Annotated in this window: 15 protein-coding genes, 1 pseudogene and 1 riboswitch; of the genes and pseudogenes, 8 read left to right on the forward strand and 8 right to left on the reverse strand. The window is 74.9% G+C overall.

Annotated elements, in window-relative coordinates; translation table 11 throughout:
* Nucleotides 1-8: 8 nt before the first annotated feature.
* On the reverse strand, nucleotides 9-770 hold the full coding sequence (locus Q5530_RS01410; protein ID WP_415360137.1) for an SDR family oxidoreductase: 762 nt from the start codon (nucleotides 768-770) through the stop codon (nucleotides 9-11).
* A gap of 72 nt (nucleotides 771-842) precedes the next feature.
* On the opposite strand from Q5530_RS01410, the gene Q5530_RS01415 reads away from it, so the two are divergent.
* Entirely contained in the window at nucleotides 843-1,361 is a 519-nt protein-coding gene (locus Q5530_RS01415; protein ID WP_415360138.1) for a winged helix-turn-helix transcriptional regulator, read from the forward strand.
* Here Q5530_RS01415 and Q5530_RS01420 read toward each other — a convergent pair.
* Nucleotides 1,358-1,801 carry an N-acetyltransferase gene (locus Q5530_RS01420; RefSeq protein ID WP_415360140.1) on the reverse strand — a complete coding sequence of 148 codons (444 nt, stop codon included), beginning with the start codon at nucleotides 1,799-1,801 and terminating at the stop codon, nucleotides 1,358-1,360. The genes Q5530_RS01415 and Q5530_RS01420 overlap by 4 nt on opposite strands.
* 83 nt (nucleotides 1,802-1,884) lie before the next feature.
* Here Q5530_RS01420 and Q5530_RS01425 point away from each other — a divergent pair, with 83 nt between their 5' ends.
* Nucleotides 1,885-3,069 carry a GNAT family N-acetyltransferase gene (locus Q5530_RS01425; RefSeq protein ID WP_415360142.1) on the forward strand — a complete coding sequence of 395 codons (1,185 nt, stop codon included), beginning with the start codon at nucleotides 1,885-1,887 and terminating at the stop codon, nucleotides 3,067-3,069.
* Between the two features lie 6 nt (nucleotides 3,070-3,075).
* Here Q5530_RS01425 and Q5530_RS01430 read toward each other — a convergent pair whose 3' ends face one another.
* Nucleotides 3,076-3,705: a LysE family translocator gene (locus tag Q5530_RS01430; RefSeq protein ID WP_415360144.1), complete on the reverse strand. Its 630-nt coding sequence runs from the start codon at nucleotides 3,703-3,705 to the stop codon at nucleotides 3,076-3,078.
* Nucleotides 3,706-3,724: 19 nt separating this feature from the next.
* Here Q5530_RS01430 and Q5530_RS01435 point away from each other — a divergent pair, with 19 nt between their 5' ends.
* From Q5530_RS01435 to Q5530_RS01445, 3 genes are all read left to right on the forward strand, one after another.
* Complete coding sequence (locus tag Q5530_RS01435) at nucleotides 3,725-4,381, forward strand: (2Fe-2S)-binding protein (RefSeq protein WP_415360146.1); 657 nt, start codon at nucleotides 3,725-3,727, stop codon at nucleotides 4,379-4,381.
* 49 nt (nucleotides 4,382-4,430) lie between these two features.
* Nucleotides 4,431-4,606, forward strand: a riboswitch (cobalamin riboswitch).
* 24 nt (nucleotides 4,607-4,630) lie between these two features.
* On the forward strand, nucleotides 4,631-4,816 hold the full coding sequence (locus Q5530_RS01440; RefSeq protein ID WP_380633741.1) for a CbtB-domain containing protein: 186 nt from the start codon (nucleotides 4,631-4,633) through the stop codon (nucleotides 4,814-4,816).
* A gap of 11 nt (nucleotides 4,817-4,827) precedes the next feature.
* Nucleotides 4,828-5,565: a CbtA family protein gene (locus tag Q5530_RS01445; protein ID WP_415360148.1), complete on the forward strand. Its 738-nt coding sequence runs from the start codon at nucleotides 4,828-4,830 to the stop codon at nucleotides 5,563-5,565.
* A 111-nt stretch (nucleotides 5,566-5,676) separates the two neighbouring features.
* Here Q5530_RS01445 and Q5530_RS01450 read toward each other — a convergent pair whose 3' ends face one another.
* The gene (locus Q5530_RS01450; RefSeq protein ID WP_415360149.1) at nucleotides 5,677-6,342 is read right to left on the reverse strand and encodes an HAD family hydrolase; all 666 of its coding nucleotides are present in this window, start codon (nucleotides 6,340-6,342) and stop codon (nucleotides 5,677-5,679) included.
* A gap of 153 nt (nucleotides 6,343-6,495) precedes the next feature.
* Here Q5530_RS01450 and Q5530_RS01455 point away from each other — a divergent pair, with 153 nt between their 5' ends.
* Entirely contained in the window at nucleotides 6,496-7,392 is an 897-nt protein-coding gene (locus Q5530_RS01455) for a PAC2 family protein (protein WP_380633735.1), read from the forward strand.
* Here the strand turns inward: Q5530_RS01455 and Q5530_RS01460 are convergent.
* The 4 genes and pseudogenes from Q5530_RS01460 to Q5530_RS01475 form a co-directional block, all read right to left on the reverse strand.
* Nucleotides 7,341-8,687, reverse strand: coding sequence for an MFS transporter (locus tag Q5530_RS01460; protein WP_415360150.1), 1,347 nt, complete (start codon nucleotides 8,685-8,687; stop codon nucleotides 7,341-7,343). The two genes, Q5530_RS01455 and Q5530_RS01460, sit on opposite strands and share 52 nt — an antisense overlap.
* Complete coding sequence (locus Q5530_RS01465; protein WP_415360152.1) at nucleotides 8,684-9,241, reverse strand: ArsR/SmtB family transcription factor; 558 nt, start codon at nucleotides 9,239-9,241, stop codon at nucleotides 8,684-8,686. Before Q5530_RS01465 ends, Q5530_RS01460 begins: the two co-directional genes overlap by 4 nt.
* 48 nt (nucleotides 9,242-9,289) lie before the next feature.
* Nucleotides 9,290-10,885 (reverse strand): ABC transporter permease, encoded by a 1,596-nt coding sequence (locus tag Q5530_RS01470; protein ID WP_415360153.1) that lies wholly within the window; start codon nucleotides 10,883-10,885, stop codon nucleotides 9,290-9,292.
* A gap of 224 nt (nucleotides 10,886-11,109) precedes the next feature.
* A pseudogene (locus Q5530_RS01475) lies at nucleotides 11,110-11,982 on the reverse strand (ATP-binding cassette domain-containing protein); the annotation flags it as partial.
* A gap of 98 nt (nucleotides 11,983-12,080) precedes the next feature.
* Between Q5530_RS01475 and Q5530_RS01480 the strand changes: the two are divergent.
* Complete coding sequence (locus tag Q5530_RS01480; RefSeq protein WP_415360155.1) at nucleotides 12,081-12,560, forward strand: GbsR/MarR family transcriptional regulator; 480 nt, start codon at nucleotides 12,081-12,083, stop codon at nucleotides 12,558-12,560.
* A 175-nt stretch (nucleotides 12,561-12,735) separates the two neighbouring features.
* A complete protein-coding gene (locus tag Q5530_RS01485) occupies nucleotides 12,736-14,541 on the forward strand; it encodes a S8 family peptidase (RefSeq protein WP_415360157.1) in 1,806 nt (601 codons plus the stop codon).
* Nucleotides 14,542-14,596 lie beyond the last annotated feature (55 nt).

The following is a 14,596-nucleotide window of genomic DNA, read 5'->3' on the forward strand; positions in this document are numbered from 1 at the left end:
CGTTCGGCTCAGACGGTGCGGACGGTGCCGCCGTCGATGACGTGCTCGGCCCCGGTGATGGCGGAGGCGCGGTCGGAGGCCAGGAACGCCACGAGTTCGGCGACCTCCTCCGGTCGCGCGGGCCTGCCCAGCGGGATGCCGCCCAAGGAGTCCATGAGCTGCCCGAGCGCCGTCCCGGTGTCGACGCCCCGCCCGTCGGCGATGCGGTCGACCAGCGCGTCGGCCGCGGTGGTCAGGATGAAGCCCGGGGCCACGGTGTTGACGCGCACGCCGTGCGGCGCGACCTCGTTGGCCAGGCCCTTGCTGTAGGTGGTGAGCGCGGCCTTGGCCGCCGCGTAGCCCAGCGTCGCCTCGTGCAGCGGCATCAGGCGCTGGATGGACGAGATGTGCACGATCGAACCCGAGCCCCTGGCGACCATCGACGGCAGCAGGCCGCGGTCCAGCCGGACGGCGCCCAGCAGGTTCAGCTCCAGCTCGGCCCGCCACACCTCGTCGGTGAGCGCCGCGAACCCGCCCGTCGGCGCGCCGGACCCGCCCGCCGCGTGGACCAGGACGTCCACGCCGCCGTCGGCGAGCACCCGCTCGACCACGGCGTCCGCGCCCTCGGTGGTGGTCAGGTCGGCGGCGATGAAGGCGTGTCCCGAGCCGGACCGCGACCGGGCGGCCACGGTCACCGCGGCCCCGCCCGCGCTCAGCCGGTCGGCGACGGCCGCGCCGGTGCCCCTGGTACCGCCGGTGACCAGGGCGCGCTTGCCCGTGAAGTCGTGCACGACACCTCCTCGGTGCTAAAATAGAAGTAAGTGACTTCGAAGTTAGCACCCACTGTGGGAGGTGGCAAACCCGTGCCGAGCAAGATCCGCTTGGAGGACCGCGAGTGCCCGCTGTCGACGGCCCTGGGCCACGTCGGCGAGTGGTGGACGCTGCTGATCCTGCACGACGTGTTCGACGGTTTCCGGCGCTTCGACCAGTTCCAGGCCAACCTGGGCATCTCGTCGAGCATGTTGACGGGCAGGCTGAAGACCCTGGTGGACAACGGCCTGCTGGAGCGCGTGCCCTACCAGGACAGGCCCGTGCGGTACGAGTACCGGCTCACCGAACTGGGGCGGTCGCTGCGCCCCGTGGTGGTGGCGCTGGCCGCGTGGGGGAACTCCCGGCTGGACCCGTCCGGGCGCAGCATGATCCTGGTCGACGCGGAGACCGGCGAGGAGGCCGAGCCGGTCCTGGTGGACCGCGGGACCGGCCGCCGGGTCGACGGGGACGACTTCGTGTTCACCGCGGGACCGGCGGCGAGCGAGCCTTTCCGCACCCGCTACCGCGACCGCCCCGGGAGTTCCCCGGTGACCGGGGAACCGCCCGCCTAGATGCCGTAACGCGGCTCGGCGAAGGGCCACTCCCGCGCGATCCACCGGGGCACGAACGCGTCCAGCGCGCGCTCCAGGTCCGTGCCGACGTGCTCGTCCACCACCCACCACGAGATCAGCGCGTCGGCGTCGTCGGCCGGGTCGATGTAGACGCACCCGAGCAGCGCGGTCTCGTCGGCGTCGAACAGGGCGTAGTTGAACGACTCGTGCGCGTCCTGCTCCCGCTCGTGCCGGGCGAGGTCCACGCGGTCCTGCTCGTGGGTCATCGTCGCGGGCGGCCAGCCCCACGCCTCGCCGTAGAGCGACCAGAGCCGCTCGCGCGAGCCCATGACGGCCGGGTGGTCGATGTCCACGTCGGATTCCCGGATGGGGCGCAGGTGGTGCTCGGCGTCGAGGTCGACGCGCGTGGGGTGGGCGAAGTCGGCGGGCAGCCAGGTCATGGGCGGGATTGTGCGCCACGGCGGGCCCCGCGCGCCGGCGAAAATCCGTGGCGCGGCGGGACACCCGCCGGGAGACTGCGGCGATGACCCTCAGCGACGGCCTGGTGCTGCGGCCCGCACGCCCGGAGGACCTGGAGCGGATCGGCGCGCTGCTGGCCGACCGGGGCGAGCCCGAGGACGCCGTGGACCACCGCCTGGTGGTGGAGGACCCGGACGCGGGCTGGGAGGCGTGCGCGGTCGTCGTGGACGGCGACCTGGTGGTGTCCACCGCGACGCTGCTGGACGAGACGCTGGTGCTGGGCGGGCTGGGAATCCCGGCGGGCCAAGTCGAGCTGGTGGCGACCGACCGGCGCTACGAGGGCCGGGGCGCGGTGCGCGCGCTGATGGGCTGGGCGCACGAGCGGGCCGCCGCGCGCGGCCACCTGGTGAACATCATGCTCGGCATCCCCTACTTCTACCGGCAGTTCGGCTACACCTACGCCGTGCCGTACGCCGCCACCCGGGACGTGACGGGCACGCCTACCGGCGCCGGCCACACCCTGCGCGAGGCGACCGCCGCCGACATCCCCGTCCTCGCCCGGTTCCAGGACGCCGAGCAGGCCCCGTTCGACCTGCGGATGCCGCACTCCGCCCCGCTGTGGCGGTGGCTGGTGGAGCGCGGCGGCAGCACCGGGTGGCTGGTGGAGCGCGACGGTGTGCCGGTCGCCTCGGGCCGGACCACGCCGCCGGAGGAGGGGGTGCGGCTGGCGGAGGTGGCCGCGGTGGACGAGGCCGCCGCGCACGCGCTGCTGGCCCTGACCGGGGCGACCGAGGTGACCGAGCGGCCGGGGACGGTCGCGGGCGCGGCGCTGGAGCCGTTCCTGGCCCCGGCGAAGGCCGAGGCGAACTCCTACTACGTGCGCGTCCCCGACCCGGTGGCGCTGCTGGAGCACCTGCGGCCGGTGTTCGGGGCGCGGCTGGCGGCGTCGGCGCGGTTCGCCGGCGAGGAGGGCGAGGCGGTGGTGTCGTTCTACCGCTCGCACGTGCGGATGCCGTTCGCGGGCGGCGAGGTGGGGCCGGTGGCGGTGGGCGGCACGATGCAGGCCCCCGGCGCGGCGGGCGGGGCGGGCGTGGCGCCGGACATGGTGGCGTCGCTGCTGTTCGGGCCGCACGGGATCGAGGGGCTGACCGCCCGGCAGCCCGACGTGTACCCGGGCCCGGACGAGGAGCTGATGCGGACGCTGTTCCCGCCGGTGCGGTCGGACGTGCTGACCTTCTACCTGCCGTAGCCGCGCTCAGCCCCCGAACAGGGTGGGCGCGAACTCGACGCCCAGGGCGACCCCGGCCAACCCCAGCAGCACCCCGGCGAACGTCAGCGCCCGCCGGTAACCCGCGTCACCCAGGTGCCGGCGCCCCCGCGCCACCACCAGCGCGATCACCACCTTCCCACCCACCAGGGTCGCGTAGAAACCGACCAGCAACGCCACCCCCGCCCCGGTCGACGCCCGCCACGTGGTGACGGTCAGCGGTCCCAGCGCGGTCGCCCACGCCACCCACGGGTGGGGGCTGAGCAGGTTCACCAGCACCGCCCGGCGCAGCGCCGCGACGCCCGGCGCGGCCGTGGACGCGGACGCCCCCGGCTCCAGCGACGCCGTGCGCGCCTCCCGCACCGTCCGCACCCCGCTCCACACCACGAACAGGGCGCCGACCACGCCGAGCACGCCCAGGGCCCGCTCCGGCAGCCGCCCGAGCAGCAGCAGCGTCACCCCGACCACCGCGGCGTCCGACAGCAGCGGCGCGCACGCGGCCAGCACGCCCGCCCGCCGGCCGGACCGCAGCGCCGACGTCACGACCAGCACCAGCAGGGGGCCGGGGCTGATGCTCGCCGCCAGGCCCAGGGACAGTCCCAACCCCAGCGCGTCCACGGGCGGCAGACTAGGCCACGTGTCCGAGTTCGCCCGAGTCCTGACCACCCTGCGGCAGATCCGCGGCCTCAGCCCGTTCTTCGCCCTCGACGTCGGCCGGCCCGACGAGGGCTGGCACGACGGCGCCGCGCTGCTCGACGGGTCCGCCCTGCCCGCCACCGTGGACCGGATCGCCGCCCGGTACCGCACCGCCGAACGGCGCGTCGCCGCCTCGCTGTTCTTCCTCAGCTACACCGCCCGGCTGCTGTCCCCGGTGGTGGCCGCCCGCGCGGTCGGCGGGACGGCGCCGGACGTGCGGCCCGCCAACCTCTGGTGGCGCTACGACGCGGACGGCCTGCGGGTCCGGGTCAAGGAGCCGGTCGGGGGCGTGGGGATCGTCGAGTCGTTGGCGCCGGTGGTGGAGGCCGTGCGCTCGGTCGCCCCGGTGGCGCCCGGCCTGCTGTGGGGCAACGCGGCCTCGTCGGCGGCGGGGGCGTTGCGGTTCGTGGCGCTCGGCGGGGCGGCGAGCGCGGAGGAGTGCGTCGCGCTGGGCGAGGAGCTGTTCGCCGAACCCCCGCTGCGGGGTTGCGGGGACTTCGTCCCGTTCCCCGGCGAGGTCGCGTTCCGGCGGCGCAGCTGCTGCCTCTACTACCGGCTCGACGGCGGCGGCAAGTGCGGTGACTGCGCGTTGCGGTGAACCCGGCGGACAACACGTCCGGCCGGTTGTGCGGCGGGACGGGCGGCCTTTACGTTCGCTTCGCCGTGGTGGACGGGAAGCCGGTGCGAATCCGGCGCGGTCCTCGCCACTGTGACCGGGGAGCCAACCCGCCGAGCACGTCACTGGCCGCACCCGCGGCTGGGAAGGCGCGGGGACGGTGTCGATCCGGGAGTCAGGAGACCGGCCACGGCACCTGTTGACCTTCCACGAGGTATGGAGGAGCCCGTCATGACGAGCCCCGCGCAGTCCGCCCCAGTCCAGGTCCCCCGGTGGGCCTACGCCGTCGCGCTGGTCGCGCTGGCCGTGACCTGGCTGGTGCTCCAGGAGAACGGCGCGGCGATCGGCCACGCCGCCGAGACGCTCCACGAGTTCTTCCACGACGGGCGCCACGCGCTCGGCGTCCCGTGCCACTGAGGCGGGCCACCGTGCTCACCTACAGGGACCACCTGGTGCGCGGGCTCGCCGCCGGTGGGGTGTCCGGCCTGCTCGCGGGCCTGGTCGGGCTGGTCGTGGTCGAGGCGCCGATCCGCGCCGCGCTGGCCGTCGAGGAGGCGCGGCCCGCCGCGCCGGGGGCCGGCGACCACGACCACGGCGAGCTGGTCGGCCGGGGCGTGCAGGTCTTCGGCGGCGTGCTGGCCGCGGTCGTGGTCGGGGTGGCGGTGGGCGCGCTGTTCGCCACCGCCTACGCCGGGTCGCGGCGCTGGTTCCCCGACCGGCCGCCGTTCAGCCGGGCGGTGTGGCTGGCGGCGGCGGCGTTCGGCGCGGCGGCCCTGCTGCCTGCGGTGAAGTACCCGGCGAACCCGCCCGCGGTGGGCGACCCGGAGACCGTCGGCTACCGCACGGTGCTCTACCTGGCGCTGATCGCCTCGGGCCTGCTGATCGCCTTCGGGGCGAGTTGGCTGGCCTCCCGCCTCGGCCACTGGTCGCCGCCGCTGCGGACCACGGCGGTCGCGCTGGCCGTGGTGGCGGCGGTGACGCTGGTGCTGCTGCTGTTCCCGGCCGCGCCGGACGCCATCCCCGAGGACATGCCCAGCGGCGTGCTCTGGGACTTCAGGCTGGCGTCCCTGGCCGAGACGGCCACCCTGTGGCTGGGTCTCGGCGTGGTGTTCGGCCTGCTGGTCGACCCGGCGGTGCGGCGGACCGACCGCCTGTCGGCGGTGTAGCCGGGGTCGGTGGCCCAGCCGAGGTCGGTGGCCCAGCCGAGGTCGGTGGCGCAGCCGGGGTCGGCGGCCCAGCCGGGCCGGCGATCCCGCCAGGTCAGCGGTCCACCCGGGTCAACTGCCCAGCAGCGGGGCGAGCGTCGTCAGGTCGACGCCCACCAGGGAGTCGCGGAACACGCGGCGCTCGCCCCCCGGCACCGGCACGTCGCACGGCACCACCAGGACCGTGCACCCGGCCGCCACGGCGGAGGCCACCCCGGTCGGGGAGTCCTCGACCGCCACGCACCGCGCCGGGTCGACGCCCAGCAGGCGGGCCGCCTTCAGGTAGGGCTCGGGCAGCGGCTTGTTCAGCCCGTCCACCTCGTCACCGCACACCGTCACGTCGAACAGGTCGCGCCCCAGGGTGTCCAGCGCGATCTCGGTCAGCCCGCGCTCGGTGGAGGTGACCAGCGCCATCGGCACCCCGGAGTCGCGCACCGCGCGCAGCGCCTCCCGGGCCCCCGGCCGCCACGGCAGGCCGGCGCGGAACACCTCCTCGGTGCGGCGGACGATCCACGCCGCGCCGTCCTGCACCTCGTCCTCGGCGGGGTCGTCGATGCCCACCTCGGCGAACAGGATCGCCATCGTCCTGGGCACGCTCGTGCCGACCAGCAGCTGACGCGTCTCCAGCGACAGCGTGCCGCCCAGTTTCCCGACGAACTCGGACAGCGGGACGTCCCACAGCTTCTCCGAGTCCAGCAGCGTGCCGTCCATGTCCCACAGCACAGCCTCGACCGTCATCCACGACCTTCCCGGGTCCACGCGACGCCTACCCGACCCTCGGTGGTGGGGTGGCCACGACGCACGGGCGCGCCCCGAAGCGGCGGCGGGACACGACCCGGCGTGGACCAGCCTACGGCGTCGGGTGCGCGCCGGTGGTCGTAGGCTGGCCCGGTGACCGATCCGGACCAGGCCGCCCAGACCCCCTTCGACCCCAGCAAACCGCTCACCAACCCGATCATGGTGGCGGCTTTCGAGGGGTGGAACGACGCTGGCGACGCCGCCAGCACGGCGATCGAGCACCTGCAACTCACGTGGGACGCGACGCCGCTGGCCGAGGTCGATCCGGACGACTACTACGACTTCCAGGTGACCCGCCCCACGGTCCGCATGGTGGACGGCGTCACCCGACGGGTGGAATTCCCGACCACGAGGCTGTCGGTGTGCCGCCCGCCGGGGTCGGCGACCGACGTGGTGCTCGTGCACGGCATCGAGCCGAACATGCGCTGGCGGAAGTTCGCCGGCGAGCTGCTGGGCCACATCGAGGACCTGGGCGTGACCACCGTGGTCACGCTGGGCGCGCTGCTGATGGACACCCCGCACACCCGCCCGGTGCCGGTGACCGGGACCGCCTACGACGCCGCGGCCGCCTCGAAGTACGGGCTGGAGCGGTCCCGGTACGAGGGGCCGACCGGCATCGTGGGCGTGTTCCAGGACCTGTGCGTGCAGGCGGGGGTGCCCGCGATCTCGTTCTGGGCGGCCGTGCCGCACTACGTGTCCCAGCCGCCCTCGCCCAAGGCGACCCTGGCGCTGCTGCACCGGGTGGAGGAGGTGCTCGACGTCGAGGTCCCGCTCGGGGCGCTGCCGGAGCAGGCCGAGGAGTGGGAGCGCACGGTCAGCGAGATGGCCGACGAGGACGAGGACGTGCGCAACTACGTGCGGGCGCTGGAGGAGCGCGGCGACGCGGAGATCCAGATCACCGAGGCCAGCGGCGACGTGATCGCCGCCGAGTTCGAGCGCTACCTGCGGCGGCGCGGTCGCGGGCCGGGGCGCGGGCCGACGGGCATGTGAGCCGCGCCGGGGTCCGGCGGGCGTTCACCGGGTCCGGACCTCAGCGCTCCCCCGGGCTTCGCCAGCACCAACGCGCCCGCCAACAGGGACAACCCCGCCTGGACGTTGAGCAGCGCGCCCAGGCCGAGCAGCGGCGTCAGCGCGCCCGCCAGCACCATGCCGACGCCCTGGCAGGCGTCGAAGAGGCCGAGGAAGGTCGCCAGCACCCGGCCGCGCACCTCGTCGGCGGTCGACAGCTGGAGCACCGACATCAGGCCGACCCCGATGAGCACGCTCGGCGCGCCCACCACCACGAACACCGCGAGGTAGAAGCCGAACCCGGTGGTGAGGAGCGGGCCGTTCCAGGCCAGGGCCGCGATGACCGCGTAGGCGAGCAGCGAGGCCCCCATCAGCCGGGCGGGGGCGAACCGGCGGGCCGGCACGCCCACCAGCAGGCCCGCGACCAGGCCGCCGACCGCCTGCACGCCGCGCAGCAGGCCCACCTCCGTCGCGCCGCCGCCGAGGCGTTCGGTCACGAACACGACGAACAGCACCACGAACAGGCCCTGACCGGTCGCCGTCAGCACGACCACGGCCAGCAGCGGCCGCAGCGGGCCGCGCAGCTCGCGCAGGCCGTCCACCCAGGCCCGCCAGGGCGGCACCACCTGCCCGGCCGCCCGCCCGGCCACCTCCGGAGACCCGCCGGGCGTGTCGCCCCGGACGTGCGGCGGCACCACCTGCCCGGCCGCCTCCGCCGGGCCCCGGCCGCGGAGCAGCGAGGTCAGCAGCGCCGCGGCGAGCAGGAACGACACCGCGTCGACCAGCACCACGCCGGACACCCCGGCGTGCCCGAGCAGCAGGCCGCCCAGGGACGCGCCGACCAGGCGGGCGAGGTTGTTGCCGAGGCTGACCAGCCCGTTGGCCGCGACCACCCGCTCCCGGGGCACGAGGGTGGGCAGCAGCGCGTTCACGGCCGGCTGGCCCAGCGCCGCCAGCCCCGACTGCACCGCGGTGACCACGTTGAGCACCACCAGGTCGCCGCTCAGCAGCGGCAACAGGGTGACCGCCTGGGCGAGGGCGACCACCACCAGGAGCCGGCGGCGGTCCCAGCGGTCGGCCAGCACGCCGGCCACCGGCGACAGCACCAGGCTCGGCAGCAGCGCGACCACGAACGTGGTGGCGGTGGCCGCCGCCGAGCCGGTGCGCTGGTAGACGTACACCGGCAGGGCGACCAGCAGCACCCAGTCGCCGATCTCGGAGACGATCCCGGCCGACCACAGCCGGCGGAACGCGGGCACCCCCAGCGGCCCGGTCACCGCGGGAACGCCCGCAGGCCGACGTGGACGGGCAGCGCGCCCTCGGGCACGCCCTCGCGCACGGGCACCAGGTAGGGGCGCAGCAGGTCGTCGATGGCGCCGAGCAGGCCGGTCAGCTCCTCGGCGGTCACGTTGACGGAGTAGCCGTGCAGCGAGGAGGCCGCCAGCCACTCCGCCGGCAGCGCGTGCTGCCGCTCCAGGAACCGCTGCGCCAGCCGGTTCTCCTCGTTGAGCTGGAGCACCAGCAGCGCGTCCTGCTGCGCGCGCACCGCCGGGTCGTCGTCGAACCCGCCGACCTCGTAGCCGACGGACGTGGCCCGCCACGGCCGGTCCCTGCCGCCGGCGGCGTCGGCGCGCTCGACGAAGCCGAACTTCGCCAGCTGCCGCAGGTGCCAGCTGCAGTTGGACGCGGACGAGCCGACCGCCTCGGCGCACTCGCTGGCGGTGCGCGGGCCGATCGCGACCAGGTGGTTGAGCAGCGACACCCGCAGCGGGTGGGCCAGCGCCTTGAGCGCGTCGACGTCGGTGACCCGTCGGGGCCGTGGGAGGTCCATGGCCCCGACGATAGACATGAAAGAGTTCTTTTGAAAGAGTACTTTCAGTTATTGGCCGACATCGCGCCGCCGGAAGCCCACCAGCCCGACCCCCACCAGCACCGCCGCCACCAGCGTCAACCACAGCAGCGGGGCCGCGGTCACCTCCGCGCCGGGCACCCTCGGCACGTGCGTGAACGGCGAGAGGTCCGTCGCCCACCGGTCGAGCCGCAGCAGCGGCCCGAGCTGGCCGAGCACCAGGAACGCGGGCAGCACCGCCCAGCTCACCGCGGTCAGCTTCGGGACCAGCGCGAACAGCGCCAGCGCCAGGCCCGCGACCACCCACACCGCGGGCACGTGGGCCAGCGCCGCGCCGACCAGCCGGACCACCTGGCCGCCGACGTCGCCCACGCGCAGGCCGTGCACCAGCCCCGCGCCCAGCCCCGCCGCGGCGAGCACGACCACCGAGCCCGCGACCGCGACCGCCACGTGGCCGCCGAGCCACGTGACCCGGCTCACCGGCGTGGCCAGCACCGGTTCGGCGCGGAGTTCCACCTCCTCGGCCCGCGCCCGCAGCGTCGCCTGCACCGCGTAGGCGGCGGCGAACAGGGCGACGATCCCGAGGACCGAGGCCAGGTAGGCGTCCACCACCCCGCCGGAGCCGCCCAGCCGGTCGACCACCTGCCGCAGCGCGGGGTTGTCCACCAGCATCTCCTCGACGCCCCGCGCGACCGCCCCGTACACCGCGCCCAGCACGAGCAGGCCGAGCGCCCAGCCCAGCAGCACCCCCCGCTGCAACCGCCACGCCAGGCCGAACGCGCCGGTCGTCGACCGGGACGCGCGGGCCGGGCCCGGCCGCGTGGGCACCAGGCCGCCGCCGAGGTCGCGCCGGACCACCAGCACGGCCGCGACCACCACCAGCGCGACGGCCGACGCCACCGGCAGCGCCAGCACCGGCCACCGGTTCCCGGCGAACGGCCGGAGCTGCTCGAACCAGCCCAGCGGCGAGCACCACGTCAGCCAGGTCGGCCCGTGCTCCCCCGCCGCGTCGCCGACCGCCCGCAGCAGGTAGGCCAGGCCCAGGACGGCGCCGGCCAGGGCGTTGGCGGTGCGGGTGCCCTCGGGCAGCTGCGCGGCGACCGCGCCGGCGCCGGCGAACACCAGGCCGACCGCGGCGAGCCCCGCGCCGAACGCGAGCGACCCTGCCACGCCCTCGCCCAGGCCGATCAACGCCAGCGCGGTCAGCCCGCCGACCAGCGCGTTCGCCACCACGGCGGTGACGAGGGCGGCCGCGAGCGGCGCGTGCCGGCCCACCACCGCCGAGCCGATCAGCTCCAGCCTGCCGGTCTCCTCCTCGGCCCGCGTGTGCCGGGTGACCAGGAACGCGCTCATCAGGCCGACCAGCAGCGCGGCGAACACGCCCCACCGCCAGGCCAGCACCCCGCCCACGGTGGAGGCGTCGTGCAGCGGGCCGAGCATCGCCAGGAACGCGGGGTTCGCGCCGGCGGTCGCGGCGAGCTGCCCGCGCGACTCGACCGTGCCGTACAGCTCGTGCAGGCCGGAGGCGGTGACCGCGGTGACGCCGACCAGGCCGACGACCCAGGCGAGCAGCAGCAACCGGTCGCGCCGCAGCGCCAGGCGGACCAGCGCGCCCAGACCGGTCACGACGACACCCGACCCGACCGGCCCGGGTCCGCCTGGCCCGAGTCCGCCTGGCCCGAGTCCGCCTGGCCCGAGTCCGCCTGGCCCGAGTCCGCCTGGCCCGAGTCCGCCTGGCCCGAGTCCACTTGGCCCGAGTCCGCCTGACCCGAACCAGACCGACCCGAACCAGACCTCGTCGAACCCGCCGGCGCCGAACCCGATGCCCCGGCACCCCTCGGCCGCACGTCCTCGTAGTGCCGCAGGAACAGCTCCTCCAGCGTCGGCGGCCGGCTGGTCAGCGCGCGCACCCCGGCCCCGACCAGGCAGCGCAGCGCGCCGTCGAGGTGCTCGCCGTCCACCTCGAACCGCACCCGCCGCCCGTCCACGACCAGGTCGTGCACACCGGGCAGGTCCGCCAGCCCCGCCGGCTCCCCGGCCAGCTCGGCGGACACGGCGGTGCGGGTCAGGTGCCGCAGCTCGGCCAGCGTGCCGGTCTCCACCGCCCGGCCGTTGCGGATGATGCTGACCCGGTCGCACAGCACCTCGACCTCGGCCAGCACGTGGCTCGACAGCAGCACGGTCCGCTCGCCGCGCAGCTCCTCCACGCACTCCCGGAACACGGCCTCCATCAACGGGTCCAGCCCGGAGGTCGGCTCGTCGAGGATCAGCAGCTCCACGTCCGACGCCAGCGCCGCGACCAGGGCCACCTTCTGCCGGTTGCCCTTGGAGTAGGTGCGGCCCTTCTTGCGCGGGTCCAGCTCGAAGCGCTCCAGCAGCTCGGCGCGGCGGCGCTCGTCCAGCCCGCCGCGCAGCCGGCCCAGCAGGTCGATGACCTCGCCACCGGTCAGGTTCGGCCACAGGCTCACGTCGCCGGGCACGTAGGCGAGCCTGCGGTGCAGCGCGGCGGTGTCCCGCCACGGGTCGCCGCCCAGCAGCGACACCGCGCCCGCGTCGGCGCGCAGCAGGCCGAGCAGCACCCGGATCGCGGTCGACTTGCCCGCACCGTTCGGGCCGAGGAAGCCGTGCACCTCCCCCTGCCGGACGGTCAGGTCCAGACCGTCCAGCGCGCGCGTCGGGCCGAAGGTCTTGACCAGGCCCGACACGGATATCGCAGATGTCATGACCGGACGCTACAGTCTTTTCACAAAGTCGTGAAGTTAAGGAAGCGTAGAAACTTCCAAGCGCTCGGGTGTTGGGAGATGATGCGACCGTGACAGAGGTGGACGAGCGTGACGACCAGGCGGTGTTGCGCTTCATCGAGCGCTTTTCCTCGGTGTTCGTGGAGGCCGGCGTCCCGCGGATGCCCGCGCGGGTCTTCGTCGCGCTGCTCGCCACCGACTCCGGCAGCCTGACCGCCGCCGAGCTCGCCGACCTGCTGCGCGTCTCCCCCGCGGCGATCTCCGGCGCGGTCCGCTACCTCACCCAGGTGCGGCTGGTCAGCCGCGAGCGCGAGACCGGCACCCGGCGCGACGTCTACCGGGTGTTCGACGACGTCTGGTACGAGGCGCTGTTCCGCCGCGACGAGATGTTCCGGCGCTGGGAGGTCCCGCTCAAGGAGGGCGTCGAGGTGCTGGGCCCGGACAGCTCCGCCGGTCGGCGCATCACCGAGATGCGCGCCTTCTTCCAGTTCATCCAGGGCGAGCTGCCCACCCTGCTGGAGCACTGGCGGGCGTACCGGGACGAGACCTTCGGTCCTTGATCGCCGCCGGCGCGCATTCACGACTATCGGCCCTACTGCGCGCGCCCGATTCGCCCCGACGATGCATGGTGACCAGGTCGCACCGCCGTTCGCGAACGTCCCCCATCCCTGCACGCCCGACCGACCGGCCCGAGGCCGGCGCGGTCGAGCAGCCCTGCTCTAGGGAGATCCCGTCATGGGAGACAACCGCACCGCCCGAAGATTAGCCGCACTGGGCCTGGCCACCGCGACGGCCGCCGCACTGGCCTTCGTGAGCACCGGCGTGGCCGCCGCCGAGGGCACCGTGCTCGGCGCGGACCGCGCCGACGCCGTCCCCGGTTCCTACGTCGTCGTCCTCAACGACGCCGCCTCGCCGCGGACCGCGTCCGCATCGACCGCGTCCTCGCTGGTCGGCAAGTACGGCGGCGCCGTCCGGACGTCGTGGCAGCACGCCCTGAACGGCTTCCACGCCACCCTGTCCGCGCCCCAGGCCCGGCGCCTGGCCGCCGACCCGCGGGTGGCGTTCGTGCAGGCCGACCTGCCGGTGAAGCTGGACGCGGTCCAGCCGAACCCGCCGTCGTGGGGCCTGGACCGCATCGACCAGCGCGACCTGCCGCTGGACAGCGCCTACAACTACGCCACCACCGCGAGCACCGTGCGGGCGTACATCATCGACACCGGCATCCGCACCACGCACTCGGACTTCGGCGGCCGGGCCACCTGGGGCACCAACACCGTCGACACCAACAACACCGACTGCAACGGCCACGGCACCCACGTCGCCGGCACGGTCGGCGGCACCGCCCACGGCGTGGCCAAGGAGGTCCGCCTGGTCGCGGTGAAGGTGCTCAACTGCGCCGGCTCCGGCACCACCGCGGGCGTGGTCAACGGCGTCAACTGGGTGACCCAGAACGCGGTCAAGCCCGCCGTGGCCAACATGTCGCTCGGCGGCGGCGTGGACACCGCCCTGGACACCGCGGTGCGCAACTCCATCGCCGCGGGCATCACCTACGCGGTGGCGTCGGGCAACTCCAACGCCAACGCCTGCAACTACTCGCCGGCCCGCGTCGCCGAGGCGCTGAGCGTGAACGCGTCGACCAACACCGACGCCCGCGCCTCGTTCTCCAACTTCGGCACCTGCACCGACCTGTTCGCGCCCGGCCAGAACATCACCTCGGCCTGGCACACCAACGACACCGCCACCAACACCATCAGCGGCACGTCCATGGCCTCGCCGCACGTGGCGGGCGCGGTGGCGCTGTACCTGGCGGCCAACCCGACGGCCGCGCCGCCCGCGGTGAACGCGGCCATCGTCGCCGCCGCCACCTCGGACAAGATCAGCAGCCCCGGCACGGGCTCGGCGAACAAGCTGCTGTTCACCGGCAGCGCCACGCCCGGCGGCCCGGCGGTGACCAACCCCGGCAACCAGTCGACCACCGTCGGCACCCCGGTGAGCCTCCAGCTGACCGCGACCGGCGGCGCCGCGCCGTACACCTTCTCGGCCACCGGCCTGCCGCCCGGCCTGTCGATCAGCGCGTCCGGCCTGATCAGCGGCACGCCCACCACCGCGGGCTCGTACTCGGTGACGGTCACCGCGACGGACTCGGCGGGGCGGACCGGCAGCACCGCGTTCACGTGGGCGGTCATCACCACCGGCGGCGGCTGCGCCCCGGCGACCAACGGCACCGACGTGGCCATCGGCGACAACGCCACGGTCAGCAGCTCGATCGCCCTGACCTGCGCGGGCAGCGCGTCGGCCACCACCACGGTGCAGGTGGACATCACCCACACCTACATCGGTGACCTCGTCGTGGACCTCGTCGCCCCCGACGGCTCGGTCTACAACCTCCACAACCGCTCCGGCGGCAGCGCGGACAACATCAACCGCTCGTACACCGTGAACGCGTCGTCGGAGACCGCGGCGGGCACCTGGCAGCTCCGGGTGCGCGACGCGGCGTCCTTCGACACGGGCACGCTCAACAGCTGGACCCTGGACGCGTGATCCCCGGCGAGGCTGATCCGCCGAGGCTGATCCAGCGCGCCTGATCCACCGCGTC

This window comes from Saccharothrix sp. BKS2, assembly GCF_047689505.1.
GTDB classification, from domain to species: domain Bacteria; phylum Actinomycetota; class Actinomycetes; order Mycobacteriales; family Pseudonocardiaceae; genus Actinosynnema; species Actinosynnema lopnurensis.